Genomic DNA, 3,139 nt, shown 5'->3' on the forward strand with positions numbered 1-3,139 from the left:
GTTGTCGGTTACGATCAGGCAGTAGTCGGCGTAGTTGAGGGGAGCCGCAAAACCGCCGCACACCACATCCCCCAGCACATCGAAGAGGATGACATCGTACTCATCGAAGGCGTTCAGCTCCTTCAGGAGTTTGACGGTTTCCCCCACCACATAGCCGCCACAGCCGGCCCCTGCCGGGGGCCCACCCGCTTCCACGCAGTCCACGCCGCCGTAGCCGCGGTAGATCACATCTTCTGGGTAGATGTCTTCGTGGTGATAGCCCTTGGCTTCCAGGGTGTCGATGATGGTGGGGATGAGAAAGCCGGTCAGGGTGAAGGTGCTGTCGTGCTTGGGATCACAGCCAATCTGCAAGACCTTTTTGCCCCGCCTGGCCAAGGCCACCGAGATGTTGCAACTGGTGGTGGATTTGCCGATCCCACCTTTTCCGTAAACCGCCAATTTCACAGCGCGTTCCTCCATGGGGCAGACAAGGGACATTATCGGCAGCCAACCCGCCCCCTGAGAACTGTTGCGAAGGATAAAGGTGGATCCCTCAAAAAGCTAGAAGTTCCCAGATCTTGCAAATGGTCCTAAGAAAGTTCCCAGGGCTTCTCAAGTCGATTTTTGATGTTTTTCCCGATTTTAGTTTTAGATATACTTTCATTAGTGATCAAAAGAAAACAATTCCAGATGACAATTCACCCAAATCGGGAAGGATTCAGCTATGCCATGGCGCTGATCCCGTCCTCTTGGCTTGGCGCTGAGGCAGGTCTGGGCTGAGAAAGAATCAAGAATGGTCTCAATTCTGGGGGGAAGGTGGGGGGAACCCTTCGCTCTCAGGGATCGAAGGCAAACGTAACTCGCACCGCTCCTGCAGAATCCACCTCGATCCTGCGCAGGAATTCCCGCAGGTAGGCACGCCGTTCGGTCTCGCTGAGGTCTTGCCAGAAGGGCGGGATGGAGAGGGTTTGGATGGTCTGGGTGAGGTTGGCGGGGGGGAGTTGCTCCAGCTTTTGGGCCAAGCGGGCCGTCTCTGCTCGCAACTGGTAGCGACGCTGGGCCAGGGAGGCCTCGTCCATTAGTCCAGATTGCTGCAGCTCTTCCAATTGCCGCAGCCGCTCGGCGTTGGCCTGGATTTGGGCTTGCAGCTCTTGGCGGACTTGGGTGAGGGCTTGTCGATCCAGCGTCTGGGCGCGTTGGGGCAGTTGTTCGCACACCTGCCGGATCACCTCCTGCAGGACTTCGGTGTAGGGGAGGCTGTAGCGACAGGTTTGGCAGCGCAGATAGAGGTAGGGGGATCCGTTCTTTTTCCCCTTGCGAGGGGTGGTTTGCACAATGCGCAGAAGGCTGCCACAAGCGCAGCAATGAACCAGGCCGGCCAAAGCGCGGGGAGCACTGGCGCTGCGACGCGGGATCCCTTGGTTGCGTTTGAGCCAGCGATCGATCTGGGCGGCTTCCGTGCGGCTGAGAAGGGCCGGGTGAGTGTCCCGCAGGGTGGTGCCGTCGGCATAGGCCAGATCCCCGCGGTATACCGGGTTGAGCAGCCAGTTGCGTCCGGTGGCCACAGAAATCCGCTTGTGGTGTTTTTCCTCCAAGAAGCGCACCGCCTGCCGCAGGGATCCGTAGAGGAGAAAGTGCTGGAAAAAATCCTGAACGATGCTGGCCTGCCGGCGATCCAGCACGTAGCGTTCCCCTTCGCGGCGGTAGCCAAAGGGGGCAGGGCCAGGGGGGGGTTTGCCCGCCAGGCGGTTTTGGGCTTGGCTGCAGCAGAGGCGGCGGCTTTGCAACTGATGGGGGATCTCGGCCAGCAGGGGGATCCAATCGGCAGCCTTGGTGGGGGTTTGCAGGCCGGATTCGGTGACCAAGCTGAGGCGGATCCCGGAGTGTTGGATTTGCAGCAGCCGCTCGTGGATTTCATCCGCCCGATCCCCCAGATCTGACAGGCGCAAGAGCAGCACTTCCTGCACCCAGCCGGCTGTGATGCGCCGGAACAGCTCCTCCAAATGAGTTCGGGATCCCCAATCGTGCAGGATGGGATCGGCCCCTCGCCCCTGGAGCCAGGCCAACTCCTGTTCCGGCAAAGGGGCATGGGAAGGCGTGTAGAGGTAGCCGCAAACGCTCATGGACAAGCCATTCAACTATTGTCACCGCCGCTGCGCCAGAACGGAATCAAGCACCTGGCGAATGTTGCCCTGGGCCTGTTGCAAGTGCTGACGAGCTTCCTGAGCAGAGCACCCCATCAAGGCCACAAGGATCGCGGTTTTCACCTCTCCATCACAAGCCTGCAGCAATTGGGCAGCCGTAGTGGGATCCAGATCGCAGGCCAAAGCCACTATTCGCTCCGCCCGCTGCTTGAGCTTGGCATTGCTGGCCTGGAGATCCACCATCAGGTTGCCATAAGTCTTGCCCAAGCGGATCATCACCCCGGTGGAGATCGTATGCAACACCAACTTTTGGGCTGTGCCGGCTTTCATGCGGGTGGATCCGAGGATTACCTCCGGCCCCACCAAAGGGGCAATGGCAATGTCCACCTGCTCGGTTAGAGGAGAAGGGTGATTGCAGGCCAGGCCAATCGTGAGCGCCCCAATACTTCTGGCGGCTTGGATCCCACCCAGCACATAGGGGGTACGACCGCTGGCGGCAATTCCCACAACACTATCTTGAGCTTGGAGGTGAAGACCCTCCAGCGCGCGGGCAGCCGCTTCTGCGTCGTCCTCTGCACCCTCTACCGCCTGGGTCAGGGCTTTTTCCCCCCCGGCGATCAAAGCCACCACCTGGGTGGGGGAAGTGCCAAAAGTGGGCGGGCACTCAGCCGCATCCAGCACCCCCAGCCGACCTGAGGTTCCTGCCCCGATATAGATCAGCCGCCCGCCGCGACTCATCCGCTCGGCAATGGCATCGATGGCTTGGGCAATCGGCTCTGCTTGAGCAGCCACCGCTTCCGGCACCCGCCGATCCTCAGCGTTGATCCGTTTCACCAGTTCCCAGGTGCTGAGACGGTCGATCTCGGCTGTAGCCGGGTTGGGGCTTTCGGTCAGGGATCCGGGATCCCAAGCCAATTGTGGAGAAACCATGGCAGCGCTTGTCCAGGCAAGAGGGATCCGCCTTCAGGGATCCTACACTTTGTCTTCTCGGATTCTATCGGTGGCAGGGGGCTCTC

General features: G+C 60.2%; 3 protein-coding genes. All 3 read right to left on the minus strand.

Annotated elements, in window-relative coordinates:
• A partial coding sequence (locus tag NW856_RS13975) for an AAA family ATPase (RefSeq protein WP_414400732.1) occupies positions 1 to 444 on the minus strand: 444 nt, incomplete at its 3' end.
• A 371-nt stretch (positions 445 to 815) separates the two neighbouring features.
• Positions 816 to 2,102: a recombinase family protein gene (locus tag NW856_RS13980; RefSeq protein WP_414400729.1), complete on the minus strand. Its 1,287-nt coding sequence runs from the start codon at positions 2,100 to 2,102 to the stop codon at positions 816 to 818.
• 21 nt (positions 2,103 to 2,123) lie between these two features.
• The gene (gene murQ / locus NW856_RS13985) at positions 2,124 to 3,053 is read right to left on the minus strand and encodes an N-acetylmuramic acid 6-phosphate etherase (RefSeq protein ID WP_414400730.1); all 930 of its coding nucleotides are present in this window, start codon (positions 3,051 to 3,053) and stop codon (positions 2,124 to 2,126) included.
• Positions 3,054 to 3,139 lie beyond the last annotated feature (86 nt).

It is taken from the genome of Synechococcus sp. R3-13 (assembly GCF_047462195.1).
Classification (GTDB): domain Bacteria; phylum Cyanobacteriota; class Cyanobacteriia; order Thermostichales; family Thermostichaceae; genus Thermostichus.

What these genes read in the sequence shown, in the direction of transcription:
- murQ (WP_414400730.1), bottom strand. Translation starts at nt 3,053, where the DNA reads ATGGTTTCTCCACAATTGGCTTGGGATCCCGGATCCCTGACCGAAAGC.
- NW856_RS13980 (WP_414400729.1), bottom strand. Translation starts at nt 2,102, where the DNA reads ATGAGCGTTTGCGGCTACCTCTACACGCCTTCCCATGCCCCTTTGCCG.